The organism is Mesorhizobium sp. NZP2234 (genome assembly GCF_013170765.1).
Taxonomy (GTDB): Bacteria; Pseudomonadota; Alphaproteobacteria; order Rhizobiales; family Rhizobiaceae; genus Mesorhizobium; species Mesorhizobium loti_D.
On the sequence record NZ_CP033364.1, the window covers coordinates 570,866 to 596,793 of the forward strand.

22 protein-coding genes are annotated in these 25,928 nt (G+C 64.5%); 5 read left to right on the forward strand and 17 right to left on the reverse strand.

All coding sequences use genetic code 11. The annotated features are described in order from the left end of the window. The 8 genes from EB230_RS02625 to EB230_RS02660 all read right to left on the reverse strand — a co-directional run bounded on the left by EB230_RS02625 (position 1) and on the right by EB230_RS02660 (position 10,408). The gene (locus EB230_RS02625) at positions 1 to 1,503 is read right to left on the reverse strand and encodes a sugar ABC transporter ATP-binding protein (protein WP_246738900.1); all 1,503 of its coding nucleotides are present in this window, start codon (positions 1,501 to 1,503) and stop codon (positions 1 to 3) included. Between the two features lie 68 nt (positions 1,504 to 1,571). Further along, positions 1,572 to 2,639 carry a substrate-binding domain-containing protein gene (locus tag EB230_RS02630; protein ID WP_172347449.1) on the reverse strand — a complete coding sequence of 356 codons (1,068 nt, stop codon included), beginning with the start codon at positions 2,637 to 2,639 and terminating at the stop codon, positions 1,572 to 1,574. Between the two features lie 66 nt (positions 2,640 to 2,705). Further along, positions 2,706 to 3,770 (reverse strand): substrate-binding domain-containing protein, encoded by a 1,065-nt coding sequence (locus EB230_RS02635; RefSeq protein ID WP_246738901.1) that lies wholly within the window; start codon positions 3,768 to 3,770, stop codon positions 2,706 to 2,708. 261 nt (positions 3,771 to 4,031) lie between these two features. After that, on the reverse strand, positions 4,032 to 4,802 hold the full coding sequence (locus EB230_RS02640; protein WP_172371235.1) for a GntR family transcriptional regulator: 771 nt from the start codon (positions 4,800 to 4,802) through the stop codon (positions 4,032 to 4,034). Positions 4,803 to 4,884: 82 nt separating this feature from the next. Then, positions 4,885 to 5,613, reverse strand: a complete 729-nt coding sequence (locus EB230_RS02645; RefSeq protein ID WP_172371237.1) for an E3 binding domain-containing protein — start codon at positions 5,611 to 5,613, stop codon at positions 4,885 to 4,887. After that, entirely contained in the window at positions 5,610 to 6,620 is a 1,011-nt protein-coding gene (locus tag EB230_RS02650) for a C-terminal binding protein (protein WP_172371239.1), read from the reverse strand. Before EB230_RS02650 ends, EB230_RS02645 begins: the two co-directional genes overlap by 4 nt. Positions 6,621 to 6,655: 35 nt before the next feature. Next, positions 6,656 to 9,049 (reverse strand): thiamine pyrophosphate-dependent enzyme, encoded by a 2,394-nt coding sequence (locus EB230_RS02655; RefSeq protein ID WP_246738902.1) that lies wholly within the window; start codon positions 9,047 to 9,049, stop codon positions 6,656 to 6,658. A gap of 138 nt (positions 9,050 to 9,187) precedes the next feature. Further along, on the reverse strand, positions 9,188 to 10,408 hold the full coding sequence (locus EB230_RS02660) for a mandelate racemase/muconate lactonizing enzyme family protein (RefSeq protein ID WP_172371242.1): 1,221 nt from the start codon (positions 10,406 to 10,408) through the stop codon (positions 9,188 to 9,190). Positions 10,409 to 10,525: 117 nt separating this feature from the next. On the opposite strand from EB230_RS02660, the gene EB230_RS02665 reads away from it, so the two are divergent. Genes EB230_RS02665 through EB230_RS02680 form a run of 4 tightly spaced genes read left to right on the forward strand, consistent with a single transcriptional unit; the run spans position 10,526 to position 14,356 of the window. Continuing rightward, positions 10,526 to 11,320 carry an SDR family oxidoreductase gene (locus tag EB230_RS02665; protein WP_172371244.1) on the forward strand — a complete coding sequence of 265 codons (795 nt, stop codon included), beginning with the start codon at positions 10,526 to 10,528 and terminating at the stop codon, positions 11,318 to 11,320. Positions 11,321 to 11,324: 4 nt separating this feature from the next. Continuing rightward, the gene (locus EB230_RS02670) at positions 11,325 to 12,173 is read left to right on the forward strand and encodes a transketolase (RefSeq protein WP_172371246.1); all 849 of its coding nucleotides are present in this window, start codon (positions 11,325 to 11,327) and stop codon (positions 12,171 to 12,173) included. Then, entirely contained in the window at positions 12,170 to 13,159 is a 990-nt protein-coding gene (locus tag EB230_RS02675; RefSeq protein WP_172371248.1) for a transketolase C-terminal domain-containing protein, read from the forward strand. The genes EB230_RS02670 and EB230_RS02675 overlap by 4 nt, the downstream gene beginning before the upstream one ends. 9 nt (positions 13,160 to 13,168) lie before the next feature. Beyond that, on the forward strand, positions 13,169 to 14,356 hold the full coding sequence (locus EB230_RS02680; RefSeq protein ID WP_172371250.1) for a mandelate racemase/muconate lactonizing enzyme family protein: 1,188 nt from the start codon (positions 13,169 to 13,171) through the stop codon (positions 14,354 to 14,356). Here the strand turns inward: EB230_RS02680 and EB230_RS02685 are convergent, their stop codons facing one another. From EB230_RS02685 to EB230_RS02710, 6 genes are all read right to left on the reverse strand, one after another. Beyond that, positions 14,357 to 15,388 (reverse strand): LacI family DNA-binding transcriptional regulator, encoded by a 1,032-nt coding sequence (locus tag EB230_RS02685; RefSeq protein ID WP_056570285.1) that lies wholly within the window; start codon positions 15,386 to 15,388, stop codon positions 14,357 to 14,359. A gap of 129 nt (positions 15,389 to 15,517) precedes the next feature. Next, a complete protein-coding gene (locus EB230_RS02690) occupies positions 15,518 to 16,129 on the reverse strand; it encodes an SDR family oxidoreductase (RefSeq protein ID WP_244494013.1) in 612 nt (203 codons plus the stop codon). Next, positions 16,126 to 16,905, reverse strand: coding sequence for an SDR family NAD(P)-dependent oxidoreductase (locus EB230_RS02695; protein WP_056568737.1), 780 nt, complete (start codon positions 16,903 to 16,905; stop codon positions 16,126 to 16,128). Before EB230_RS02695 ends, EB230_RS02690 begins: the two co-directional genes overlap by 4 nt. Before the next feature lie 84 nt (positions 16,906 to 16,989). Continuing rightward, positions 16,990 to 17,985: an ABC transporter permease gene (locus EB230_RS02700; protein ID WP_056568735.1), complete on the reverse strand. Its 996-nt coding sequence runs from the start codon at positions 17,983 to 17,985 to the stop codon at positions 16,990 to 16,992. A gap of 92 nt (positions 17,986 to 18,077) precedes the next feature. Beyond that, entirely contained in the window at positions 18,078 to 19,616 is a 1,539-nt protein-coding gene (locus tag EB230_RS02705) for a sugar ABC transporter ATP-binding protein (protein WP_056570283.1), read from the reverse strand. A gap of 116 nt (positions 19,617 to 19,732) precedes the next feature. Next, complete coding sequence (locus EB230_RS02710; protein ID WP_056568732.1) at positions 19,733 to 20,695, reverse strand: sugar-binding protein; 963 nt, start codon at positions 20,693 to 20,695, stop codon at positions 19,733 to 19,735. Positions 20,696 to 21,302: 607 nt separating this feature from the next. On the opposite strand from EB230_RS02710, the gene EB230_RS02715 reads away from it, so the two are divergent. Continuing rightward, on the forward strand, positions 21,303 to 22,406 hold the full coding sequence (locus EB230_RS02715; protein ID WP_056568730.1) for a LacI family DNA-binding transcriptional regulator: 1,104 nt from the start codon (positions 21,303 to 21,305) through the stop codon (positions 22,404 to 22,406). 15 nt (positions 22,407 to 22,421) lie between these two features. Here EB230_RS02715 and EB230_RS02720 read toward each other — a convergent pair whose 3' ends face one another. The 3 genes from EB230_RS02720 to EB230_RS02730 are packed head-to-tail and all read right to left on the reverse strand — an operon-like array spanning position 22,422 to position 25,741. Beyond that, positions 22,422 to 23,504 (reverse strand): amino acid ABC transporter permease, encoded by a 1,083-nt coding sequence (locus EB230_RS02720; protein WP_056568726.1) that lies wholly within the window; start codon positions 23,502 to 23,504, stop codon positions 22,422 to 22,424. Next, positions 23,501 to 24,691, reverse strand: a complete 1,191-nt coding sequence (locus EB230_RS02725) for an ABC transporter permease subunit (RefSeq protein WP_056568723.1) — start codon at positions 24,689 to 24,691, stop codon at positions 23,501 to 23,503. Before EB230_RS02725 ends, EB230_RS02720 begins: the two co-directional genes overlap by 4 nt. Before the next feature lie 15 nt (positions 24,692 to 24,706). Next, complete coding sequence (locus EB230_RS02730; RefSeq protein WP_056568720.1) at positions 24,707 to 25,741, reverse strand: amino acid ABC transporter substrate-binding protein; 1,035 nt, start codon at positions 25,739 to 25,741, stop codon at positions 24,707 to 24,709. Between the last annotated feature and the right edge of the window lie 187 nt (positions 25,742 to 25,928).

Below are 25,928 nucleotides of genomic sequence, written 5' to 3' on the forward strand. Positions count from 1 at the left end.
TCAGGCCGCCCTGGTTTCAAGCATGGCGGCGCGCAAAATCTGCTCCTCCGAGATCTGGTCCTCCTCCAGCGTCGCGGCGATGCGGCCGTTGCGCATGACCAGCACGCGGTCGGCGACATGGACGAGCTCCGGCATGTCGCTGGAATGGAACAGGATCGCGTAGCCCTTGGCCGCGAGGTCGCGCATCAGCTGGAAAATCTCGCCCTTGGTGCCGACATCGACGCCGCGCGTCGGATCGTAGAGCAGCAGCACGCGCGCCTGCGTGAGCAGCATCTTGCCGAAGATCACCTTCTGCTGGTTGCCGCCGGACAAGGTGCCGGCGAGCTGCTCCGGCGTGCCGGCCTTGATGCGCAGGAAATCGACCATTTCCTTGACCAGGGCGGCTTCCTTTTGCCGGCTGAGCAAGCCGTTCTCGGTAAAGCGCTTGATCACCGATAGTGTCAAATTTTCGCGCACGCTCTTGGTCAGGAGCAGGCCCTGCCCGCGCCGATCCTCCGGCACCAGCGCGATGCCGTCCTTGCCGGTCAGCGCCTGGCGAGGATTGCCGATCGAGGCGGGCTTGCCCCAAAGCTCCACCGCGCCGCTCGCTCTTGTGGCTCCGAACAGTGCCTGGAACAGCTCGCGCTGGCCGTGGCCCTGCAAGCCACCGACACCGAGAACTTCGCCCTCACGCAATGCGAAATCGACTCCGGAAAGCCGCCCGCCGATGGAGAAATTCCCGACCTTCAGCGCAATACGGTCGGTGGCGGTGGCAATGCGCTCGGGATAGAGCCGGTCGAGATGCCGGCCGATCATCTGGGTGACGATCTCGTTGTCGGAGACGGCATTGGCTTCATGCGCGGCCACTGTGCTGCCATTGCGGAAGATGGTCAGCCGGTCGGCGATGGCGCGCACCTCGGCCATGCGATGCGAGATGAAGATAACCAACCGGCCTTCGGCGGCCAGTTGCCGGGTGAGCTTCAGCAGCCATTCGGCTTCACGCGCCGGCAAAGCCGAGGTCGCCTCGTCGAGGATCAGGATGCGCGGCGCCTTGGCCAGGCCCTTGGCGATCTCGACGATCTGCCTTTCGGCCAGCGTCAGCCGCCGCAGTTCCTGGTCGGGGCGGAGTGCCGGGAAATTGTATTTTTCCAGCAGCGCCAACGTCTTGCGGCGCATCTCCGCGCGGTTGACCGTGCGCAGCAGCGTCCTTGGCTCGTGGCGGAACCAGATGTTCTGTTCCACGCTGAGATCGGGGATCAGCGACAATTCCTGGAAGACCGCGGCAATGCCAAGGGCCTGCGCGGCGTCCGGATCGGCCGGGCGATAATCCTGGCCATCGACCAGGATCGAGCCGCCATCGTGCCGTACGGCGCCCGACAGGATCTGGATGAAGGTGCTTTTGCCCGCGCCGTTCTCGCCGAGCAGCGCGTGCACCTCGCCGGCGCGGGCGCTGAATGTCGCCTCGCTCAGCGCGACGATGCCGCCATAGCGTTTGGACAGGCCGTTGACGGTGACGAGGTCCATGAATGCGCCTTCGAAAAGCTCTCCCGACATCTTGCGATGCCGGGAGACAGGGTCGTGGTCACGGGATGTTACTTGGTACCGGCAGCTTCCGCAGCGGTGATCTCGACCCAGTCGGGCGTAATCGGCAGCGTCAGGCCGGGCGCCTGGTCGGGGAACGCATTTTCGCCAATCGCGATCTTGATCATCTTGGTGCCGGGATAGAGCTTGGACTCGAAGGGATCGGTGGTGACGAAGTCTCCCTTGACCGAGACGGAGCGCTCGGCCGGCTTCTTGCCGGTGTCGAGAATGTCGACCGCGAGCTTGATCGCTTCCGAAGAGAGATAGGCCGGGTTGGAACCCAGGATGCACTTGGCGCCTTGCGTCTGCGCGCAGGTGACGGCAGCGACATTGTAGGAGAAGCCGACGACCGGGACGATCGGCCGGCCGGCATCCTTCAACGCCTGGATGGCACCGGAGCCATAGCCTTGCGTCATGATGCCGTCGATCTTCGGATTGGCGGCAAGCAGGGCCGCGACACCGGACTGTTCCGGTCCGAGCGCATAATTGCCGTTGTAATAGCCGACGACCTTGATGTCGGGATATTTGGCCAGAACCTTCTCATAGCCCTGCTGGAGCTGCGCCGAGATAGGCGCACCGGCGAGGCCGCGGTCGAGGATGATGTTGCCCTTGCCGCCAAGCTGCGCGGCCATCCATTCGGCCATGACGGAGGGGATGCGATCCCAGTCGGAAGCGACGGCGAGCGCGCAAGGCTCGGTCACCACCTGGTCGAAGGAGATGACGACGATGCCGGCATCGCAGGCCTTCTTGATGGTCGGGTTCAAGGCCGAGTCCGAACCGGCGTCGACGAGGATGGCGTCCGGCTTCTGGCGGATGATGTTGTTCAGCGAATTGATCTGCGCCTGGACGGTGTTCTCGACATTCTCGATCTTGAGGTCGACGCGGCCCTTGAGCGGCCCCTTGTTGACCGACACTGTAGCGACACGCTCCATTTGCTGGCGCCAATCATTGCCGACGAAATTGTTGGAGAGATAGATGGTATAGGGCTTCTTGTCCTCGGCGTGGCCGGCCTGTGTGCCCGCAGCCATCATGGTGACGGCAAGCGCTGCAAGGCCGATGTTACGGCTTGGTGATTTCATGATTTTCTCCTCCCATTTTTCGTTGCGAAATCGCGACGCCCAAAGTGGCGCCTTGCATCCACCAAATCAGGTTCCCGAAGCCTCCTTGGGCGTGATCTCGACCCAGTTCGGCGACACCGGCAAGGAAAGTCCCGGCGCAAGATCCGGAAATACGGTCTTGCCGAGCTCGATCTTCACCGCCGAGGAGTTCGGGGCGTATTTGGCATCGACCATATCCGTGGTCAGGCCGGGTGAATTGAACAGTACGGTGGTGTCGGCCGGCTTCTTGCCGGTGTCGAGAATGTCGACCGCGAGCTTGATCGCCTCGGCCGATAGCGACGGAGGATTGGCACCCAGCCAGCATTTGGCGCCCTTGGTCTGGGCGCACGTCACGCCGGTACCGTTGAAGGCGGCGGCGACGATCGGCACCATCGGCCGGTCGGCATTCTGCAGCGCCTTGATCGCACCGGTGCCGTAGCCCTGCGAAAAGATGCCGTCGACTTCCGGATGGGCGGCGAGCAGGCTGGCGACGCCCTCCTGTTCGGGCCCCGCGGCATAATTGCCGTTGAAATAACCGACGATCTCGATGCCGGGATACTTCTTCAGCACGGCACCAAAATTCTTCTCGAACTGTTCCGAGATCGGCGCGCCGGCGAGGCCGCGATCCATGAAAACCTTGCCCTTGCCGCCGAGGATGGAGGCCATCCATTCGGCCTGGTTGTTGGCCATGATATCGAAATCGGAATGCAGCTTGTAGGCGCATTCGGCCGAAACGGTCTGGTCGAAGCTGACAACGATGATGCCGGCGTCGCAGGCCTTCTTGATGGTCGGATTGAGCGCCTCGGCCGAGGACGCATCGATGAGGATGGCGGCCGGTTTCTGGCGGATAATGTTGTTCAGCGAATTGATCTGCGCCTGAACGGTGTTCTCGGCGTTTTCGATCTTGAGGTCGACGCGGCCCTTCAACGGCCCCTTGTCGACGGCGACATTGGCGACGCGCTCCATCTGCTGGCGCCAGTCATTGCCGACGAAATTGTTCGAGAGATAGATGACGTAAGGCTTTTGGGTTGCGGTATGGCCGGGCATGGCGCCCATCGAGACTGCGAACCCGGCCAGCGCCACGAAACAGGCGCTCAAGCTCCTTAAATTCATGGTCTTCCTCCCAGTGTTTCCTGTCCAGCCGGTGATGGACTGCGCCATCTTGATCGGATGAAGATGAAAATTGATACCGGTACCAATTGCGAATGTCAATTTGACCGACCTTCCCCGAGGCTGCGTCCGCGAGCCGAATTCGCCAGATTTCCTCCCTTGCGACTTCTCCCGTGGCCGGCACTTCAGCCTAGCTATCATGCTATTATAATTTTATGAGCCTGTCTATGCGAACTCGGCGGAAAATACGGCTTCCGGCGCACTTCAGGACAGGTCGTTGGGCGCGTCGTAGGTGATGCTGAAAATGTCGGCGGGATGGCGGGCAACGGAGAATTCGATGCTGCGCTGGTCCGCCGACTGGTAAAGCATCTCCACCGTCAGCACCGGGCTGCCGAGCGTGATGCCGAGGTCGGCGGCAACCACCTCGTCGGCGATCTCGGCGCGCACCGTGACATGCGCCACGTCGAGCCGCAGGCCGAGATGTTTCTGCACCGAACGGAAGATCAGCACGTCGGAAAAGTCTTCCCGCTTCAGGCGCGCGCCAATGTCGGGCGGGAAAAAGGTGGTGATCTGCGCCTTGCGCTGTTCGCCGATCGACAGCACGCTGCGCAGACAGTAGCCCGCCTCGTCCTTGCCCATGCCGAAATGGCGCTGGAGCACGGGCGAGACCTCCTTGCGATAGGATTTCACCGTCAGTTGCGCATCCTTGGTGAAGGCCGCCATGTCGGCGAAGTTCTTGAACTTCCAGCTCAGATTGACCGACGGATTGCGGGCCGCGACCACCGCCGGCTTGGCTGAGCGTTTCCGGATCAGCCCGTCGGCCTCGAGATCGCGCAGCGCCTGGCGAACCGTGATCAGGCTGACGCCGAAATGCTCGGCAATGGTCGCTTCCTTCGGCAGTTCGCCGCCGACCGGGAAGGTGCCGTTGCCGATCGGTTCGCGCAATATATCGGCAAGCTGGCGGTAGAGCGGCCCATTGGCGCGGCCGAGTGTCCGCCTGGGAAGACTGTCGATGGTGGGAGCGGAATGATCCATGAGCCTCGTCGCGCCTGTGTCGAAGCTTTTATAATAGCTTCCTTATCCGGAGGCTAGGCAAGGCTGTTGACGATCACCCGCCTCAGACAAAGAGCCGAAGCGGCTGTTCGATCGCCGATTTCAGGGTCGCGAGCCAGGTGGCGGCGGTGGGCTCATCAACGCTTGCCGCATCCACCATCAGCAGGCATTCGGCATGATCGCTCGCCGTGTCGAGCGAGACGGCCAGCCGCATCGCGCGGCCTGGCAGGAGCGGCATCACGACCGGCCTTATGTCGCTGGTGGGCAGCAGCCGCAGGGATAGCACCGCCGGTTTGTCCGCCTCATCATGAGTGCCGGCCAATGCTGCAAGCCGCATTGCACGCAGAGATGTCAGGGACATTTCGGGGGCCATGGCGAACACGGTTTGCCGGCCTGCCAGCTCCAGCGCCACGGATACGTCGTCGATCTTGGCGGCGTCCGGTATCTCGGCAAACATTCGGCCGGCGGCGCGCAGCAGCACGTCGTCGACATCGAATGTACGTCCCGAATTCTTCAGCGCCGCCAACAGGTCCCGCAGGGCGCCGAGCGCAATGGAGGTTGCGAAAGCAGCGACACGAGGCGCGGCGACTGGAGGCGCTGCCGCGGGTGCGGCGACCCCGGGCGAAGCGGCCGGGGCGCCTGCCGAAACGAAGCCAAGCACATCGGCCGCCAGGATGCGTCCACCCGGCCCGCTGCCGCGGAGCGTTTCCAGCGGCAGGCTTCGCTCGCGCGCCAGCCGGCGCGCATAGGGCGAAACAGCCAGACGTGCGGATTGCGCCACCGCGATGTTCATTTCAGATACTCTGAATTCACGCAGTTGGTCAGCCGTCCCTCGGCGAGATAGGCGTGCACCACCTCGATCGATTTCAGCCGGAGGTCGCGCATCGATGCCGGACTGTAGAAGGCGGCATGCGGAGTGACGATGAGGCGATTGGCGATCCACGCTTCGCGGCGACGCCATGCCGCCAGCAGCGGATGGTCGAGATCGCCGGGTTCGTTCGGCAGGACGTCGAGTCCCGCGCCGGCGACGGTGCCCTTGCGCATGGCGGCCTCCAGCGCGTCGAGATCGACGATCGGGCCGCGCGCCGTGTTGACCAGGACAAGGCCGGGCTTGGCGGCGGCGAATGCGGCCGCGCCGAGCAGCTTGCGGGTTTCCTCGCTCAGCGGCGCGTGGACGCTCACCACATCCGCGCGCGCCATCAGTTCGGCCAGCGAGTTGACCCGCTCGTAACCGGTCGAGAGGTCGACGCCGGACAGGAGATGCGGGTCGTAAAACACCACCTTCATGTCGAAGGCGGCGGCGCGGCGCGCGGTGGCGAGCCCGATGCGGCCGAGACCGACAATGCCGAAGGTGGCGCCCTTGTGCCGGCGCACCAGCGGCGCCTTGGAGAAATGCCAGCCCTCGGCACCATTGCCGGACAGCTCGGCGCCATAGGCAGAGGTGCCGCGCGTCAGCGCCAGCATCAGGCCGATGGCGTGATCGGCGACCTCGGTCGTGCCATAGTCCGGCACATTGCAGGCCGGGATCTTGCACGTCCCCCAGCCCACCGTGTCGATGTTGTCGAAGCCGACGCCGGAGCGCACCGCGATCCGCGCCTTGGGAAAGGCCGATGGCGCGGCGGCGACATTGTGGGTCGGCGAATAGTTGATGACGGCATCGACCGTCTGGCAGACGGCCGGATCCAGCGTGGCCGCCTTGTCGTTGGTCGAGCGGGCGAGGATGAACTCGATGTCGGGATAATGCTCGCGCTCGAGTTCGGCTTCGTCGGCGGCTTGCCAGTTGGCGCACAGGATCTTCATGCTGGCCCTTCGGGTTTCATGTTTGGGTAGAGGTTCTATTTCTTGATGCCGCCGATGCGGCCGCCCATCGGCACCACGGCGCCGACCGGCTGATCGATTGCGGCAAGCGTTCCGCTGATCGGTGCCTCGATCTCGACCACGGCCTTGTCGGTCTCGATCTCGGCGATCAGTTCGCCCTCCTTGACCGTTTCGCCAACCGCCTTCAGCCATTTGATGACCGTGCCCTCGCTGACGGTGAGGTCGCCGAACGGCATCGTTATCGGTTCGTCGTCGCCGAGGGCAGCGGCCGTCCGGGTCGGTGGCGCGGGCGATGCGGCCTTGACCGGAGCCGGCGCGGATCTAGCCGGCGCGGCACTCTTCAGGCCGACCGTGTACCAATGATCGGGAACCGGCGGCCTGCCTGCGATGACGTCACGTGCGCCCTGGACGATGCGGGCGCTGTCCACCAGCATGGCGCGCTCCAGCACCGGGGCGAAGGGGTGCGAGGTCGGCGCGGTGTGCAGCCTTCCCGGCGGGGCGTCGAGTTCGTCGAAGGCGAGCTCGTTGATCGCCTGGGCGATCTCGCCGCCAAGGCCGCACATCGCCCAGGCCTCGTCGACGATGAGCAGGCGGTGGGTCTTGCGGACACTGGCCACGATCGTGTCGATGTCGAGCGGCATGATGGTGCGCGGGTCGATCACCTCGGCCTCGATGCCTTCGGCGGCCAGCGCTTCCGCTGCCTCGAGCGCGCGCTGCACCATCTGGCCGGCGGCAACGATGGTGATGTCGGTGCCGCCCAGGGCGATGCGCGCGACGCCGAACGGGACAAAATGCTCGCCGACCGGCACCTCGCCCTTTGAGGCGAACAGCGCCTTGGGTTCCAGCATGATGACCGGGTCGCCAGCCCTGAGCGCCGTCTTCATCAGGCCCTTGGCGTCGGCCGGTGTCGAGGGCACGCACACGATGAGGCCCGGCATATGGGCGAAGACCGGATGATAGATGCCGCTGTGATGCGGGCCGGAACTGCGCAGCGCGCCCGCGCCGACGCGCACCACCATCGGCGCACTCATCACGCCGCTGGTCATGTAGCGCAGCTTCGCCGCTTGCAGGAAAATCTGGCCGGCGGTCTCGAAAGCGAAGTCGGCGAACATCAGGTCCGACACGGTACGCGCGCCGGTGGCCGAGGCGCCGACTGCGGCGGCGGTGAAACCCTGTTCGGAAATCGGCGTGTCGACCATGCGATCAGCGCCGAATTCATGCCAGAGGTTTTTGGTGTGGGCAAAACTGCCGCCACGCTCGCCGGTGCCTTCGCCGAAATAGAGGATCGCCGGATTGGCGCGCATCTCCTCGGCAATGCCGTCGCGCACCGCTTCCAGCCAGCCTTGCGTGCGGGTCTCGCCGACGGCGCGCGGCTGCAGGGCGGCGGGCGGGTTGATCGGATCGGCGAAGACATGCAGGCGCACCGTCGCCGGATCGGGCTCGGGCGAGTTGCGGGCGAAGTTCAGCGCCTCTTCGACCACCTTCTCGATCCGCGCTTCGATGGCGGCCAGCGCCTCGGCATCGGCGATGCCGTAGTCCTCGACCAGTTTCTTGCGGAACATGTCGATCGGATCGCGCTTGATCCAGGCGTCGAGCTCCTCTTGCGTGCGATACGTGCCGATGACCGGATCGCCTTCGTGATGGCCGACGGTGCGGTAGGTCTTGGCCTCGATCAGCGTCGGACCCTTGCCGGAACGGGCGCGCTCGGTGGCCTCCTTCATCGCCAGCCAGACGGCGAAGACATCGTTGCCGTCGACAGCCACGCCGGGCATGCCATAGGAAGCGGCCTTGGTGGCGATCTCGGGATTGAGCGTGATGGAGTTGAGGGGCGTCGCGGTGGCGTAGAGATTGTTCTCGCAGATGAAGACAGCCGGCGCCCGCTGCACGGCGGCAAAATTGAGCGCCTCGTGGAAGCCGCCATGGTTGGCGGCGCCGTCGCCGAAGAAGGCGACGCCGATATCGTCGCGGCCTTGCTGGCGAGCGCTCATGCCGATGCCGACGGCATGGCCGATGCCGGCGGCGACGATGCCGTTGGTGCCGAACAGGCCGACCGAACGATCGTAGAGATGCATTGTGCCGCCGCGGCCACCGCAAATACCGTCGGCCTTGCCGAACAGTTCGGCCATGACGCGGCCGGGATCGGCGCCCTTGGCCAGGGCATGACCATGGCCGCGATGGGTCGATGTGACCCAGTCGGTTGGCCTGAGGTGGGCGCAGACGCCGACGCCGGTCGCCTCTTCGCCGATGTAGAGATGCAGGAAGCCAGGTGTTTCGCCTTTGCGGCAAGCGATCTGGGCGATGCTTTCGAAACGGCGCAACAGCACCATGCGTTCGAACAGATCGAGCAGGATCTTCCGGTCGGGGAGGTTTGGCGCACCCCTCGACTCCTCGCGTGCGCGCGCCGCAGACATTGCCACCAAAGCCTCCCTGAATCCATCTGACGCCGGGCGGCATAGCGCCGGCGGCGGGCTTGTTCGCCGCCCGCTTCGGTGCATCATAGATTATAATAGCATAATGTCTACTGGCTCCAGGCTGAGCCGTGTGGAGTGCTAGATTCTTGTCATGCGCACCGTGGCGTCCGGGCGTTGGAACAGCTCCGGGCGCAGGCTGAGACCGAGCCCAGGCCCATCGAGCGGCGCGACATGGCCGTCCTTGACCGGCGGAATGTCGGCGACGATTTCGGTGTACCAGCCGGTGAAATAGGCGCGCACCGCTTCCTGGTAGTTGACGTTCGGCAAGGTGGCCGACAGCGCGCAGCTGGCGGCATAGACGATCGGCCCGGTGCAATCGTGCAAGGTGACAGGCAGTTCGCTGGCTTCGGCCATGTTGGCGATCTTGCGCGCTTCGGAGAGGCCGCCGCACCAGGCGAGGTCGATCATGATCACGCTGGCCGCGCGCTTGTCGATCAGCTGCTTGAACATCTGCCGCGAGGCGAGCCGCTCGCTGGCGGCAATGGGAATCGAGGTGTGGCGGGCAAGCTCGGCCATGGCGTCGAGTTCGTTGTAGCGGATCGGCTCCTCCAGCCAGGCGACGTCATAGGCTTTCAGCGCCTCCGCGATGCGCAGCACGGGCGGCAAGGTCCACAGCCCATGCAGCTCGACCATGATTTCCATGTCGCGGCCGACAGCGTCGCGGATTTTCTGGAACGGCTCCAGCGCCTTGTCGAGATCGGCAAGCGAGATGCGGGTGCCGTTCGACGCCTCCGCGGCGATGTCGAACGGCCATATCTTCATCGCGCCAATGCCTTCGGATTTCAGGCTTCTGGCGAGATCGCCGGCATTGTAGCGCCAGGCCAGCAGGTCCTCGTACGGGCCCTCGTTCGAATCGCCTGATTTGAGCGACCAGTCCTCGCCGCGCTCGAACAAGGCGTTCTTCTTCGTGGCGCGGACATGTTTGTAGCCGGCGCAAGTGTTGTAGATGGGCACGTTTCTGTGGGTGCGGCCGCCAAGCAGCCGCCAGACCGGTTCGCCAAGCGCCTGGCCATAAATGTCCCAGAGCGCGATGTTGACGGCGGAATTGCCGCGCACCTCGGCGCCGGAATCCCGTGCGCCGACATAGACGCTGCCGAGCGTGCGGTCGTGCAGTTCGATGTCGCGCGGATCCTTGCCCAGCAGATAGGATGCAACATTGTCGTGGATGTAGGACGCGACGGGCCCCGGCGCCCAGAAGGTCTCTCCGGTGCCAATGAGACCGGCATCGGTGTGGACGCGCAGCCAGAACAGGAATGGAAACTCGGCCAGCTGCAGCGTTTCGAGCGCGACGACTTTCATCTTTTCCTCCCATTGCGGCGGACCATGCGGTCGACGGGACAATAGCACATCGCCGTTGACAGCCATTTATGGTACCGGTATCAATCCCGTCAAGATGGCCACTGGGAGGGGGTTCGTTTGCCTGCCAAAGATCAAGACACGGCGCGGCGCAGAGCACTGGTCACCGGTGCCGCAGGCGGCCTCGGCCGCGAGGTGGCGATCCAGTTGGCCCGGCGAAACTGTGTGGTCGCGGTCACCGACATCAATGGCGAGGGACTGGCCGAGACCATCGGGCGGATCGGCGAAACAGGCTCGGAAAGCGAAAGCATTGTCAGCGATTTCACCAGGGAGGGCGCACCGGAGGCCGCGGTCGAAAAAGTGGTCGCGCGCTGGGGCGGCATCGACATCCTCGTCAACAATGCCGGCTATGGCGTGATCGAGCCGTTCCTCGATGCCACCTACAGGGCCTGGACGCGCACGCTGGCGCTCAACGTCACGGCACTCGCCATGGCCTGCAAGGCGGCGGGGCGGGTGATGCGCGAGCAGCGCTCGGGGCGCATCATCAACATCACCTCGCCGGGCTCGCGCATGGCGCTGCCCGATTACACGGCCTACACGGCGAGCAAGGCCGGCGTCGATTCCATCACCCGGGCCGCGGCCGTGGCGCTGGCGCCCTATGGTGTGTTGGTCAACAGCCTGGCGCCGGGCATGATGGACACGGAAATGCAGCGCTCGACCGAGGTGGATCTCGCCCGCGCCAATGGCCGCAACGATCTGCAGGCCTTCCTCGACGAGCGCACCCGCCGCATTCCGCTCGGCCGCCGCGCCGAGATCTCGGAGGTCGCTGAGGCCGTCGTCTGGCTCTGCCTCGATGCACCCCGATACATGACCGCCGAGCGGCTCAACATGTCGGGCGGGCTCGACAAGGACTGATCACATGCTGCGAAACTCCCCTCCCGACAGCGCCGATATCGGCGCGCTAGAACGCAAGGCGACACGGCTGCGCCGGCACATGCTGACCATGGCGCGCGGCCAGGGCCAGGGCTATATCGGCCAGGGTCTCGGCATCGCCGATATGCTGGCCGCGCTGTATTTCCACGAACTGCGCTACGATCCGCATAATCCGGCATGGCCCGATCGCGACCGCTTCCTGCTCTCGACCGGGCATTATTCCATCGCGCTGTGGGCCGCATTGGCCGAGGCCGGCATCATCCCGGTCGAGGAGTTGATCACCTACGGCGCCGACAACAGCCGGCTGGAAATGTCGACGCTCGACACCACGCCCGGTGTCGAAGTGATCGGCGGCTCGCTCGGCCATGGCCTGGGACAAGGGGTCGGCCAGGCGCTGGGTTTGCGCGTCGACCGCTCCGACGCACGCGTCTTCGTCGAGCTTTCCGACGGCGAGATGCAGGAAGGCTCGACCTGGGAGGCGGCGATGTCGGCCAGCCATTTCAGGCTCGACGGGCTGGTGGCGCTGGTCGATTGCAACGGCATCCAGGCCGACGGGCCCGTGGTGCTCGACATGGAGCCGGTGGCCGACAAATGGCGCGCCTTCGGCTGGCAGACATCGGAGATCGACGGCAACGACATGAGGATGATGGTCGGTGCGCTGGCGGATGCGAGGAATCGCAACGGCAAGCCGAAGGCGATCGTGTTGCGCACGCTTCCGGGGAAGGGGGTGCCGCGCATCGAAACCTCGGAGAAATCGCACTTCTTCCGCATCGACGTGGCGCAATGGGACGGCATCATCGCCGAGTTCGAAAAGACCGTGGGGGCAGCCCAATGAGCGGCGCGGCGACGGAGGCCGGACGTACGCTGGCCATGGGCCAGGACGAAGCCGTTGGCGGCGGCCGACGGAGCGTGGAGGCGCCTTTCGGCAAGGCTTTGGCGCGGCTTGGCCAGAGTCGTCCAGACATTGTCGGACTGACCGCCGATCTCGGTAAGTATACCGACATCTTGCCGTTCCGCGACGCCTTCCCGGACCGCTTCTTCAATGTCGGCATGGCCGAGCAAAACCTGGTCGCGGTGGCCGCCGGGCTGGCCCGCACCGGCAAGGTGCCGTTCGCCACCACCTATGGCGTGTTCGCGACGCGGCGCGCCTATGATTTCGTTGCCATCGCGCTCGCCCACTCCAACCTCGACGTCAAGATCGTCGCGGGCCTCCCGGGGCTGACCACCGGCTATGGCGGCACGCATCAGGCGATCGAGGACCTGGCCTTGATGCGCATGATCCCCGGCCTGACCATCATCGACCCCTGCGACGCGACCGAGATCGAAGCAGCGACCGAGGCGATCGCGGAGCATGGGGGTCCGGTCTACATGCGGCTGTTGCGTGGCAGCGTGCCGGTGGTGTTCGAGCCTGGCTACATCTTCGAGATCGGCAAGGCGCGCCGCCTTCGCCAAGGTTCCGATGTCGGCATCATCTCGACCGGCTTCATGACCGAGCGGGCGCTGGATGCGGCGGATGCGTTGGGCAAACAAGGCATCTCGGCCGGCGTGCTGCATGTGCCGACGATCAAGCCATTCGATGCCGGGGCAGTGGCCGAATTTGCCGCTGGTTTCAACCATATCGTCACGGCGGAAAACCATGTCGTGGTCGGCGGCCTGGCGAGCCTTGTCGTCGAGACCTTGTTCGATGCCGGCATTGCGAAGAAAGTCACCCGCATCGGCCTACCCGACCGCTATATCGAATGCGGCGCGGTGCCGACCTTGCAGGCGAAATACGGGCTGACGACCGGCGCCATCGTCACAACAATTGCCGCGTTGAACTAGGACTGCCGCATGAAGATCACCGAGATCGAGACCTTTGCCGTCGGCGCCGGCTGGAAGAACTGGCTCTTCGTCAAGGTGCACACGGACAAGGGCATTCATGGCATCGGCGAAGGCACGCTGAACGGCTTCATCAAGACCACCGAGGCCGGTGTGCACGAACTCAAGCACCTCGCCATCGGCCAGGATCCGCGCCGCATCAACGCGCTGGCCAAGCGCATGCTGGATAGCGTCTCGCTAGACGGCGGCCATATCCACCGCACGGTGATCGCGGCGGTCGAGGTCGCCTGCTGGGACATTCTGGGCAAGAGCCTCGGCGTGCCGATCCACCAGTTGCTCGGCGGCCAGGTGCGCGACAGCGTGCTCGGCTACGCCAATGGCTGGTACCGAACCGAGCGCACGCCCGAGGCCTTTCTGGAAGCCGCCAAGGCGGTTCTGGCCAAGGGCTTCAAAGCGTTCAAGCTCGACCCGTTCGGCACCGCGCAAGGCTTTATCTCGCGCGAGGAACTGGACCTCTCTTACGACATTTGCCGAACGCTGCGTGATCGCTTGCCCAAGGACACTGGAATTCTGATCGACGTGCATGCCCGCTTCACCGAGATCGCGGCGCTGCAGGCAGCGCGGAAGTTTGCTGACCTCGACATCTACTGGTGGGAGGAGCCGACCTCGCGCGACCGGCAGGAGACCGTGCACGAAGTGGCGCATCGCTCGCCGATCCCGGTTGCGACCGGCGAGATGTACGACACGGTCGGGCAGTTCTACACGCTGGCCGCCGGCGGCGGCGTCAACATCTTCCAGCCCGAGCCGATGTCGCTCGGCGGCATTGCGCCATCGATGCAGGTGGCCAATCTGGCGCTCGCGCATGGCAGCCACATCGCGCCGCACCAGAGCGGTGGGCCGGTGGCGACGGTGGTGTGTCTGCAACTGGCGGCGGCGGTGCCGAACTTCCTCATCCAGGAGCATTTCGACGCCTTCAACGACCCGTGGACGCGCGACCTCGTGACCTGGCACCCGACCGTCAATCCGGACAATGGCCACCTTTCGCTGCCGGACGCACCGGGGCTCGGCATCGATCTCAACATCGATGCTATCGAGGATCACCCCTACGATCCGAATGCCTATCTCAACGTCCATGCCGAGGGCTGGGAGAAGCGGCTCGGGCGACGGGAAGAGACGGGGAAACCGAAGCGAAAAGGCTGATCAAGCGCTTTCGCGGTCGACGATCTCGAAGCCGAGGCTGGTGATGGTCGGCACCTTGGTGTCTCCGCCAAGCCTCGCCAGCAATTGCCGCACCGCGCGGCGGCCCATCTCGTAGCGGTTGACCTTGACCGTGGTCAGAGGTGGATAAAGCTGCGCGGCCAGATCCATGTCGCCATAGCCGGCGATCGCGATCCTGCCCGGCACCGCCCAGCGCCGGCGGTGACATTCCTGGACGGCGCCGACAGCCAGCGTGTCGCTGGAAAAGAAGATGGCATCGATATCCCTGTGCCTGGAGGTCAGCGTCACCAATGCCTCGGCACCGCCCTGCGCGGTGATCGGCACTTCGACCTCCATATCGGCATGGTTCTTGAAACCGAGTTCGGTGAGTGCGGCGTGATAGCCGGTGCGGCGCTGCTGCAAACGGTCATTGCCATGGATCGGCGTCGAGACGAAGCCGATGCGCTTGTAGCCCTTGGCCGCCAGATGCATGGTCATGGCATAGGCGGTCTCGAAGTTGGAGACGCCGACCACCATGTCTATCGGCTTGCGGCCCTTGATCTCGGATATCTCGACCACCGGTGCGCCGCTGCTCTTCAGAAGCGCCCGTGCCGCCTCGCTTTGCACGAAGCTTTGCAGGATCATGCCGACCGGGCGCCAGCCGAGCAGATTGCGGATCGATTTTTCCTCCGCCTCCTGCGTGAATTCACCCTGCACCAGAAGCATCGAGTAGCCGCTCTCATGGCATTCGTCGGACATGCCTTGCACCTGTTCGGCAATGCCTGAATTGATCAGCGCCGGCACCACCGTGCCGATCATGCGGCCATTGCCGCGCATGCTTGAGGCCAGCCGGTTGGGCACGAAGCCGGCCTGCTCGATCGCTTCGAGCACTCTGATGCGTGTCTCCGGCGACACCATGTCGGGATTGGACAGCGCGCGCGACACCGTCATCGGCGCGACGCCGACACGCTTGGCGATCTCACGGACGCCAAGGCGTTGCGGTTTTTTTCCGCCCGCCGGCGGCTTGTCGACCATCACCATGCTCCAAAAGAGCGCGACCCACCAAGGCAATGTCCTATGGATCACACCGTAGGCGCCTTTCATAGCGGGTGTGGTGGACGGTTTCCAGCAGCGGGTCCGGCGAGGACGGCAAGCATCAGCAATTCAGAAATTGCGGCCATAGCCTGCCGTCCACCCTCCGTCGACGCCCAGCATCTGGCCCGTCGTGTAGGTGTTGAGCGGATCGCAGAAGAACAGCACGGCCGCGACCGCCTCCTCGATGCGGCCGGCGCGGCCGACCGGTGTGTGGCTGAGCATCGCCTTGTCGCCCGAGACCATGGTTTCAGCCTCGACCGCGCCGAAGCCGACGGCATTGACCAGCACCTTCGGCCCGAACTCCATGGCCAGCGTACGCATGCCGGCCAGGATCGAGGCATTCTCCATGGAGAAGCGCGGATGGCGACGCATCGGCATGCCGGCGGTGGCCGAGATCAGGAAGACAATGCGCCCGCTGCCGCGCTCGGTCATGGCCACGGCCGCCTTGCGGGCATCGGCATACAAGGTGGGGGGATCTTCGGCCGTCGTTCCCGGACGCAGCGGGCATGAAACAAGAAGGATGTCGGGGGGCAGCATGCCAACGGGCCGTGCCCGCACCCCTTCGACAATGCGGCCGCCATTGGCACGCAAGGTGGCAAGTGCCGCTTCGACAAGCGGATTGCCTGGGCCTTCCAGCGCTATGGTCGCGCCGGCGAGATCGATTTCCATCGCGTCACTCACATCATGTATCCCGCCGTCCAGCCGCCATCGACGGCCAGGACCTGGCCGTTGACGTAGCTCGCGGCGGGCGAGGCCAGGAACAGCACCGCCTCGGCGATCTCTTGCGGTTCAGCCGGGCGCCCGAGCGGGACATGGGCGAGGAACTCCTGCGTGCGGCCGGCGAACTTGCCGTCGTCGCCGTAAAACAGCTTGGCCGTCAGCGCCGTCATCACCGAGCCCGGTGCGATGGCGTTGGTCAGGATGCCCTTGCCTCCGAGTTCGATCGCCATCGACCGCGTCAGGTGGATGATGCCGGCCTTGGCGGCGACGAACGGGCTCTGCAGGCGCATGGCGGCAAGGCCGACGACCGAGGCGATGTTGACGATACGCCCGCCGTTGCCGGCGGCGAGCATCGGCGCAAGTGCCGCCCGGCTCATGATATAGAGGCCGTCAAGATCGATGCCGGTGATGCGGTCCCATTCCTCGGGCGGGAATTCATCCAGGGTGACGCGGTGCGCCAGCGTGTTGACGCCGGCATTGTTGATGAGGATGTCGAGGCGGCCGTAGCGCTGCATGATCGCGGCGATCGCACTGTCGACCGAGGCGGCATCACGGATGTCCGTGACGCAGGCCATGGCGTTGCTCAAACCGGCCGCTACCTGGCTTGCGCCCTCGCCGTTGATGTCGGCGACGACGACGGCGGCGCCGTTGTCGGACAGGCGTCCGGCGATGGAACCGCCGATGGCGCCCGCGGCCCCGGTGACCAGCGCTACCTTGCCTCGCAAATCGCAGCGCATGTCCCGTCCGCCCCCGAGCAATATCGGGTTATGCTATTATAATATTTGCAGGGCGTGGACAAGCAGTTGAGTCATGGCAAGTGCTTATTCCGCCGGCGCACCGGCGACATTCTTGCGAGCGGCCTCCACCATCAGCCGCCGGGCGCGGAACACGCCCCATTGCTGATCGACCAGCACGCCGATGAGAATGACCCCGCCCATCACCGCGAAGTTGAGGGAAGACGGGATGCCGAGCAGATTGACAAGGTTCTGCAGCTCCTGCAGCAGCACGGTGCCCAGCACGACGCCGATCAGCGAGCCCTCGCCGCCACGCAGCGAGAAACCGCCAAGCACAGCCGCGGCGATGGCGTAGAGTTCGTAGAACTGGCCATGGCTGGCGGGTGAAATCGAGCGCGTGTACATGGCGAAGTAGATCGCCGACAAGGCGGTCAGCACGCCGCAGATGACATAGGCGGCCATCACGATCCGGCCGGTGCGGATGCCTGAATATTTCGCCGCCTCCTCGTTCTTGCCGATGGCATAGAGATAGCGGCCGAACACCGAGCGGTGCAGCACCACCCACATGACGATGGCGATGATGACCAGGGCGAAGAAGGAGTTCGGCACGCCCCAGGAGCGGCCGGCGGTGAGAAATTCGAGGTCAGGGAAATTCTGGCCGAAGGCGAAGCCGGCCGTGCCGTCGGCGGTGTAGAAGCGCGCGACGCCGCGATAGATCAGCAAGCCGCACAGCGTCACGACAAAGGGTTGCAATTTCAGCCGCGTAATCAGCCAGCCATGCGCCAAGCCGATGATCGCGCCGAGCACAAGGATGAGCACGAAGGCAACAGGCCATCCCATGCCGCGCACGGCGATGAAGTCGATGAACAGCGTGCCCAGCAGCGCGACCAGCGAGCCGACCGACAGCTCGATGCCGCCGGTGATGATGACGAAGGCCTGGCCGATCGAAAGGATGCCGAACAGACCGATCAGGTTCGAGGTGTTGGCAAGGTTGATCGGCAACAGGAAGCGCGGATTGATGATGGCGACGATCGCCCCGACCACCAGGATCAGGATCAGCAGGCCGAGATCTTTCTTGCTCATCGTCGTCTCCGCTTACGGCCAGAGCGCGTCGCGCGCTCCGGCTCCTTGGTCTATGCGTGTCGTTGCCGCAAACTCGCTTCTGCGCGACAGCATTAGTTTGCCGGCTTCCCCACAGCCAGCAGCAGCACGTTTTCCTGGCTGAACTGGTCCTTGTCGAGAATGCCAGAGATCTGGCCCTCATGCATGACGGCGATGCGGTCGGACACGCCGATCACCTCCTCCATGTCGCTGGAGATCATCAGCACGGCGACGCCGGCATCGGCGAGCGCCCGCATCAGCCCGTAGATTTCCGCCTTCGCGCCGATGTCGATGCCCCGCGTCGGCTCATCGAGGATCATCACCTTCGGGTTCATGGCCAGCCACTTGCCGAGCACCACCTTCTGCTGATTGCCGCCCGACAGCGTGCCGGTGCGCGTCTGCACCGAGGGCGCCTTGATGCCGAGATCCTTCTTCTGCTTCTCGGCGGTGGCGTGCTCCGCACTGGCCGACACCAGCGAGCGCCTGGCATGCGCCGGCAGATTGGGCAGCGAGATGTTCTGCGCGATCGACAGGTCGAGCAGGATACCGGTCAGCTTGCGGTCTTCCGGCACCAGGAAGATGCCGTGCGCGACGGCGTCGGCCGCGGAGCCGAGCACAAGCGGCTTTCCGTCGAGCTCCAGCGTGCCGCCAAGGCTGCCGTCAATGCCGAAGAATACGCGTGCCAGCTCGGTGCGGCCGGAGCCGACCAGGCCGGCAAGGCCGAGGATCTCGCCGCGCCTGACATCGAGGTCGACCGGACGGCCGGGATAGGTGGGCGTGCGGACGGCCTTGGCAGCGAGGGCGACGGCGCCGGGGGCACGCGCGGCCTCGGAAGCTTTCTCGCGCTCCTTCAGCATGCGGCCGATCATCAGCTTGACCATCTGGTCGTGGTTGATGTCGCGCTTGCCCAGCGTGCCGGCCAGCATGCCGTCGCGCAACACGACGACGCGGTCGGCGACGCGCTCGACCTCGTGCAGGCGGTGCGAAATGAAGATGACGCTGATGCCGTCGGCCTTCAGCGCCTTGATGACGTCGAGCAATTTGTCGGTTTCGGCGATCGGCAGGCTCGATGTCGGCTCGTCCAGGATGACCAGCCTTGCCTTGATCGAGAGCGCCTTGGCGATCTCGACCATTTGCTGTTGCGCGAGCGACAGGTCGGCGACCTGCGTGTCGGCGGAAAAATTGGCGCCGACGCGCTTGAGCAACGGCGCCACCATGGCGCGCAACCTGGCGCGGTCGACGAGCTTGAGCGGTCCGGCGCGCAGCGGTTCGCGGCCAAAGAAGATGTTGGCGGCGACATCGAGGTTGTCGAACAGGTTGAGTTCCTGGTGGACGAAGGCGATGCCCGAGCCAAGGCTGCCTTCGACGCTGAGCCCCTTGTGGGCGGTGCCATCGACCGTGATCGTGCCGGTGTCCGGCGTGGTGACGCCGCCGAGGATCTTCATCAAGGTCGACTTGCCGGCGCCGTTCTCGCCGACGAGGCCGATAACCTCGCCCGGCCTGACCTCCATCGAGAAGCCATCGAGCGCGACGACGCCCGGATAGGTCTTGCGCACGTTCTCGAGACTGAGGAACGGGGTGATTGCCGCGATGGATGTGTCGGAATAATTCATCATGCCTGACAGCGATTGGCGGGCCGACCTTTCAGCAGACTGACGATCCCGGCAGGGTTCGTCAATGCGGGCGGCCGGCTCAACCGAAGCTGAGCCGGCCGAACTGCTTCTTGGCCTCAGTTTCCAGCCATCGCCTTCAGGTTGGCGGCATAGGCGTCGACATCATCCTTGCCGATGATCTTGGTCGGGATGATGATCAGCGCATTGGCCGGGATGCCCGACTTGTCGCCCTTGAGATAGGCCGCCATCAGCTTCATGCCCTGATAGGCCCATTCGAAAGGCTGCTGCACGACGGTGGCGGCAATGGTGCCTTCCTTGACGCCGCCCAGCGTGATCGGATCGTCATCGAAACCGACGACCGTGATCTGGCCGAGCTTGCCGGCGTCGCGCAGCGCTTCATAGATGCGCGGCGTGTTGTAGGAATAGAAGCCGACCATGCAGGTGACGTCGGGGCTGGCAACCAGCGCGTCCTCGACATTCTTCTTGGCGCGGGCCTGGTCGATATCGTCGCCACGCACGTCGTCAAGCGTGATCTTGGTGCCGGCCAGCCCATCCTTGAAGCCCTGGATGCGCTCCTTGGCATTGTCGGCACCGAGCAGGCCGACGAAGCCGAGGCACTTGCCGCCATTGGGCATCGCCTTCTTGGCGATATCGGCGGCCTGCTTGCCGGCGTCGACATTGGACGAGCCGATATAGGCGACACGCTTGGTCTGCGGAGCGTCACTGTCGGTGGTGAACAGCGCTGTTTCCGAGGCGATCTTGTTCAAGCCATCGGTCGAGGTCTTCGGGTCAACCGCCGATACCATGATGCCCTTGACACCGGCCGTGACCAGATCGTCCATCAGGCGCTGCTGGATGGCGACCGAGGACTGCTCGGGATATTTGAGCTCAAGTTTATAGTCAGGCAGTTCGCCTTGCGCCTTCTTGACGCCGGCTTCGGCCGCTTTCCAGAAATCGGAAGCGCCGTTGACGACGAAGGCCAGCGTCGGCTTGTCGTCGGCGCGCGCGATGGCTGTCGCCGTCAGGCCGACAACCAGGGCCGCGGCGGCCACGGATGCATTGCGTATCAAGGATTTCATGTTCAACCTCCCGTTTTGGTCCAGCCATCCGGCTGACCGGTCTTGCTCACTAGAATTGCCTTGCTCACCTGAATTTGCCGTTTGCGGCTCGGACGCCCCTCCTCCTCAGGGGTTCCCGGCACTGAAAGAATGGCGTCGTTCCAGCCACGGCCACGGACTTTAGAGACTCATCCATCATTCGTAAATAGTCCGATTTGTCTGACATATCACATGTCCGAGAAAGGGCTTGCGGAGGCAATATCCGCTCGCCATCGGGCCAGTCACGCACGCTTTCCCGCCGCGCCGGAACCCAACGGGGCCGGACGCAACGGATTGACGTTACAGCGCATTTTTGTATTAGTAAACACTATTAGTTTTAGCCACATTCAGACACGTCGTAGTGACATCGCGGACGATGTACCGCCACGCCGATGCCTTGGCAAAATCACGAGACAAGCCTTGCAGCTCTTGCGTTCCATCGATATGCGGAAGCTGATGACCGATGGACCACGAGGTCATTAATAGATATAAACAGTGCGACGATTTCTATAAATCGGCACCGCAGCACCATCTTGTCGATCCGGCAGGCCGCCGCTAGACAGGACGGGGGATTGGGGACACCAATGCGATGAGCGAGACGACGGATCCGGCCAGCGAGACGGCGAGACGCCGCAAGGCGCCGGCAAAGCCCAAGGGGCGGGTCACCATGACCGACATCGCCAGGGCCGCCGGCTGTTCGCAGGCGACCGTCTCCTTCGTGCTCAACAATTCGCCCGGCATCAGGCTGTCGCAGCAGACCCGCGAGCGGGTGATCGAGGCTGCCCGTGCGCTGGGCTACAGCGCCCCCGCCTTCTCGGCACTGCGCAAGCCTGTTGCCGCCTTCGACGGGCTTGACGGGGTGATCGGCTTTGCCGTCGACCAGCTCGCCACCAGCCCGGAGGCGGTGGTCGCCATCGAGGGCGCGCGCCAGGCCTCGTGGAATGCCGGCAACGTACTCCTGGTGGCGCAGACCATGGGCGACGCCGTGATGGAGCCCCGCGCCATACAGGCGCTGACCAGGCGGGGCATTTCGGCGCTGATCTACATGACCATCTTCACCCGCGAGATCACGGCGCCCGACTTCCTCTACAGCCTCGACATCCCGGTGATCCTGCTCAACTGCTACACGTCGGACTATGCCTTCCCCGCCGTGGTGCCTTCCGAGATCGCCGGCGGCCAGAGTTCGACCCGGCATCTGATCAGCCACGGCCACCGCCGCATCGCCACCATCACCGGTGAGCCGTGGATGCAGGCCGCACAGGACCGGCTGAAGGGCTACCGCCGCGCGCTCGCCACCGCCGACATCCCGTTCGACCCGGAGTTGGTGGTCGAGGGCGACTGGTCGGCAAGCGCCGGCTATGCCGCGACGGTAAAGCTCTTGGCACTGAAGGACCGTCCAACCGCCATCTTCTGCCAGAACGACCGCACCGCGATCGGCTGCTACGAGGCACTCAAGGAAGCCGGCCTGCACATTCCGCAGGACATCTCCGTGGTCGGCTATGACGACGAGGAAATCGCCCGGCATTTGTTCCCGCCGCTGACCACCTCGATCCTGCCGCACATGGCGATGGGCCAATGGGCGATCGAGCAGCTCGAGGCACCCTTGCCGCCCGGGCAGGGGCGGTATCCCATCACCAAGCTGGAGTGCCCGCTGGTGGAACGGGAGAGCGTGCGGGCCGTCGCGGGCGGTTAACGCCAGGAGACCGGCTCAGTGGCGTTGCGACCGGCGCATATATTTCTCCAGCCACAGGCTGTAGCGTGACCCGCCGAAGCACAGCAGGAAGTAGATCAGCGCGGCGAGCAGATACGCCTCGTCGTAGTAGCCCAGCCATTGCGGGTCGGTGGCCGAGGCGCGCGCGGCGTTGAGTAGATCGAAGATGCCGATGACGGCGAGCAGGGACGTCGCCAACAGGAAGCCGATCGCCAGGTTGACCATGCCGGGAATGACCAGGCGCAGCGCCTGCGGCAGCACGACAAGCCGCATCGTGCGCCAGTAGCCGAGGCCAAGCGCGGTCGCCGCTTCGTACTGGCCTGGCGGGATCGCCTGCAGGCCGCCGCGAATGACTTCCGCGACATAGGCCGACCAGAACAGCGTGATCATGATCATGGCGCGCACATTCTTGTCGATCATCTGGCCATTGGGGATGGCCATCGGCAGGATGAGCATCGCCACGTAGAGGATGGCCACCATCGGCGTGCCGCGCATCACTTCGATGAAGACGATGGCCAGCATGCGCAGGCCGCCCATGCCGGAGCGCCGGGCCAGCGCCAGCAGGATCGCCAGCGGCGTGGCGAGACCGAAGCAGACCGACCACACGAACAGCGTTACCGCCAACCCACCCCACTGGTTGGATGGGACGGTAGGTGGAACCAGCGAGCCGGACATCAGCATCCAGCTGGCGGCAATCACGACGCACCAGGCGGCGAGCAATCCCTTGCGCCAGAAGCGCGGCTGCGCGGTGACGACCAGCAACCCCAGCAGCAGCACCATGACGATCAGCGGGCGCCATTGCAGCGCCGGCGGGTAGAAGGCGAACAGGATGAAGCGGAATTTTGCCCCGACGAACGCCCAGCAGGCGCCAGAGGCCGCCGCGCAGTCAGCCGAGGTGCCCGTCCATGTCGCGTCGAATATGCCCCAGCGCAGCAGCGGCGGTATGATCCAGGCCAGCAGTGCGACCGTGACCACGGTGATGACCGAATTCAGCGGCGTTCCGAAAAGCCCCACCTTCAATGTCCGCAGCGTCGTCGACGATCGCCATGTTCTGAGATCAAGAGCATCGGAGAGGCTCATATCCTTGCGCCCTTGAGCGAGACACGCTTGTTGTAGAGGTTCATGGCCGCCGAGACGGAGAGGTTGATCGCCAGATAGATGCCGATCAGCAGGGTCAGCGCTTCCAGCGACTGTCCGGTCGTGTTGGCTGTGGTGTTGATGATGCTGACCAGATCAGGGTAGCCGATGGCGACGGCAAGGCTGGAATCCTTGGTCAGGTCGAGGTAGCTGGACGTGGTCAGCGGCGTGATGACGCGCAAGGCCTGCGGCAACACGACAAGGCGCATGATCTGGCCGTTGTGCAGGCCAAGCGCCCTCGAGGCCTCCCACTGGCCGCGATCGACGGACTGGATCCCGGCCCGCACGATCTCGGCGATGGCGGCCGAGAATTTCACCACCAGGCCGGTCAAAAGGGCGGCGAATTCCGGTGTCAGATTGTAACCGCCACGGATGTTGAAGCCGGCCAGCGCCGGTATCTCCCAGGCCGCGCCGGCACCGGTCAGCGGGAAGGCTAGCGCAACGGCGCCCAACAGCAGTGCCGTTGCCAGGCCCAACCGCCTGGCGGACAGACCGCCACCTCGCCATGCCCTCAGAACGAAGATCAGGTACGCGGCGGCGAGGCCGCCAAGCAGCCAGAGCGTCGGTACCGACACGTTGTGGAAGCCGAGCCCCGGCACGAAGACGCCGCGATTGGTGAGGAAGAAGCTGCCGAAGGCCGAAAGCGCCTGCCGTGGCGAGGGAAAGGATTTTGCCAGCGAAATCCAGAAGAACAGCTGCAGCAGAAGCGGCGTGTTGCGGACGATCTCGACATACCACCGCACCAGCCCCGCCAGCAGAAGATTGCCGGAGAGCCCGGCAACGCCGAGGACAACGCCGAGGATCGTGGCCAGCACGCAGCCAAGCGCCGCCGCTTTGATCGTGTTCAAAAGCCCGGCCAGGATGGCGCGCGCATAAGGGTCGCCGGCCTTGAAAGCAATCGGCGCCTCGCCGATCTCGAAACTCGCCGGCCGGCTGAGGAAGTCGAAGCCCGGCGTGATGCCGATGCGCGCCATCGTCTCGGCCGTGTTGTGGCCAAGCAGCCAGAACAGCGCGACGACCGCGGTGATGACGGCGACCTGCGTCAGCGGATAGCTGCCCCACCACAGGGATATCCTGCGCAGAATGCCGGGTCCGCCAGGACCCGGCACGGGTTCGTCAATCAAGGACATTGGTCGGCGAAGGCCTTAGCGGAACGGCGGCGAGTAGAGCAGGCCACCATTGGTCCACAGGCTGTTGTAACCACGCTCCCAGCCGAGGGGCTTCAGGTTGCGGTCGTAGATTTCGCCGTAATTGCCGACGGTCTTGATGATGTTGTAGGCCCATTTCGGATCGAGGCCGATGGCTTGCGCGAGTGAGGGATCTACGCCGAGGAAGCGCTGGATGGCCGGATCCGGCGACTTGAGGAAGTCGTCGATGTTCTTGCTGGTGATGCCCCATTCCTCGGCCTGGATGGTGGCATTGACCGTCCAGTTGACGATTTCCAGCCAGCGGTCATCGCCGCCGGCGATCGCCGGTGCGAGCGGCTCCTTCGACAGACGCTCGGGCAGGATGATGTAGTCGTCAGGCTTCTTCAGCTGCGTGCGCTTGCCGACCAGGTCGGACGAGTCCTGCGTGATGGCGTCGACACGTCCCGACTCCAGCGCGTTGATGAACTCGCTGGTGTCCTCGATCGTCACCGGGGTGAACTTCTTGCCGGTCTTGCGGAAGAAATCGGCGATGTTCAATTCGCCGGTCGTGCCGCTCTGGACGCCGATCGTGGCGCCGTCGAGGTCGGCGGCCTTGGTCACGCCAAGGTCCTTGCGCACCAGGATGCCTTGCCCGTCATAGAAGACGGTCGGGCCGAAATGGAAGCCGAGCTGGAAAGCGCGCGTGATCGTCACCGTCACGCCCGACAGCAGGATGTCGAATTCGCCCGACTGAAGCGCCGGCAGGCGCTGCTGCGGCGAGGAATTGGTGAACTCCACCTTCTCTGGATCGCCGAAGACGGTGATCGCCAGGGCGCGGCCGTAGTCGGCGAAGAATCCCTGCCAACGGCCATTGCTGTCCGGCGAGAAGAAGCCGGGTGTGGTGCCGACGCCGACCTTGATGGAGCCACGCGCCTTGATCTTTTCGAGGGTCGGGCCAGCGTGGGTCGATGTCGAGAACAGTCCCACCGCGACCATGAGCGTTGTGGCTAGCGCCGTCCTCCAACGGGCACCGGACCGCGTTGTTGTCGTCATGTATGTCACTCCTGCGATTTTGTTGCCATCAGCCGCTGGCGGAACGTCCCCCGCCCTGTTCGACTGGCCCGAAGTTAACTCTATAATTTTTGTAGACTAAGGAACGGCAATCCAATTTTTTGCCTGCCGGGAAAGCAGTTTGCTTCGAAAATAGACATTGGCGGCGAATGCGCACCGGCTGCCTGCG

What these genes read in the sequence shown, in the direction of transcription:
- EB230_RS02625 (WP_246738900.1), bottom strand. Translation starts at nt 1,503, where the DNA reads ATGGACCTCGTCACCGTCAACGGCCTGTCCAAACGCTATGGCGGCATC.
- EB230_RS02630 (WP_172347449.1), bottom strand. Translation starts at nt 2,639, where the DNA reads ATGAAATCACCAAGCCGTAACATCGGCCTTGCAGCGCTTGCCGTCACC.
- EB230_RS02635 (WP_246738901.1), bottom strand. Translation starts at nt 3,770, where the DNA reads ATGAATTTAAGGAGCTTGAGCGCCTGTTTCGTGGCGCTGGCCGGGTTC.
- EB230_RS02640 (WP_172371235.1), bottom strand. Translation starts at nt 4,802, where the DNA reads ATGGATCATTCCGCTCCCACCATCGACAGTCTTCCCAGGCGGACACTC.
- EB230_RS02645 (WP_172371237.1), bottom strand. Translation starts at nt 5,613, where the DNA reads ATGAACATCGCGGTGGCGCAATCCGCACGTCTGGCTGTTTCGCCCTAT.
- EB230_RS02650 (WP_172371239.1), bottom strand. Translation starts at nt 6,620, where the DNA reads ATGAAGATCCTGTGCGCCAACTGGCAAGCCGCCGACGAAGCCGAACTC.
- EB230_RS02655 (WP_246738902.1), bottom strand. Translation starts at nt 9,049, where the DNA reads ATGTCTGCGGCGCGCGCACGCGAGGAGTCGAGGGGTGCGCCAAACCTC.
- EB230_RS02660 (WP_172371242.1), bottom strand. Translation starts at nt 10,408, where the DNA reads ATGAAAGTCGTCGCGCTCGAAACGCTGCAGCTGGCCGAGTTTCCATTC.
- EB230_RS02670 (WP_172371246.1), top strand. Translation starts at nt 11,325, where the DNA reads ATGCTGCGAAACTCCCCTCCCGACAGCGCCGATATCGGCGCGCTAGAA.
- EB230_RS02675 (WP_172371248.1), top strand. Translation starts at nt 12,170, where the DNA reads ATGAGCGGCGCGGCGACGGAGGCCGGACGTACGCTGGCCATGGGCCAG.
- EB230_RS02680 (WP_172371250.1), top strand. Translation starts at nt 13,169, where the DNA reads ATGAAGATCACCGAGATCGAGACCTTTGCCGTCGGCGCCGGCTGGAAG.
- EB230_RS02685 (WP_056570285.1), bottom strand. Translation starts at nt 15,388, where the DNA reads ATGGTCGACAAGCCGCCGGCGGGCGGAAAAAAACCGCAACGCCTTGGC.
- EB230_RS02695 (WP_056568737.1), bottom strand. Translation starts at nt 16,905, where the DNA reads ATGCGCTGCGATTTGCGAGGCAAGGTAGCGCTGGTCACCGGGGCCGCG.
- EB230_RS02700 (WP_056568735.1), bottom strand. Translation starts at nt 17,985, where the DNA reads ATGAGCAAGAAAGATCTCGGCCTGCTGATCCTGATCCTGGTGGTCGGG.
- EB230_RS02705 (WP_056570283.1), bottom strand. Translation starts at nt 19,616, where the DNA reads ATGAATTATTCCGACACATCCATCGCGGCAATCACCCCGTTCCTCAGT.
- EB230_RS02710 (WP_056568732.1), bottom strand. Translation starts at nt 20,695, where the DNA reads ATGAAATCCTTGATACGCAATGCATCCGTGGCCGCCGCGGCCCTGGTT.
- EB230_RS02715 (WP_056568730.1), top strand. Translation starts at nt 21,303, where the DNA reads ATGAGCGAGACGACGGATCCGGCCAGCGAGACGGCGAGACGCCGCAAG.
- EB230_RS02720 (WP_056568726.1), bottom strand. Translation starts at nt 23,504, where the DNA reads ATGAGCCTCTCCGATGCTCTTGATCTCAGAACATGGCGATCGTCGACG.
- EB230_RS02725 (WP_056568723.1), bottom strand. Translation starts at nt 24,691, where the DNA reads ATGTCCTTGATTGACGAACCCGTGCCGGGTCCTGGCGGACCCGGCATT.
- EB230_RS02730 (WP_056568720.1), bottom strand. Translation starts at nt 25,741, where the DNA reads ATGACGACAACAACGCGGTCCGGTGCCCGTTGGAGGACGGCGCTAGCC.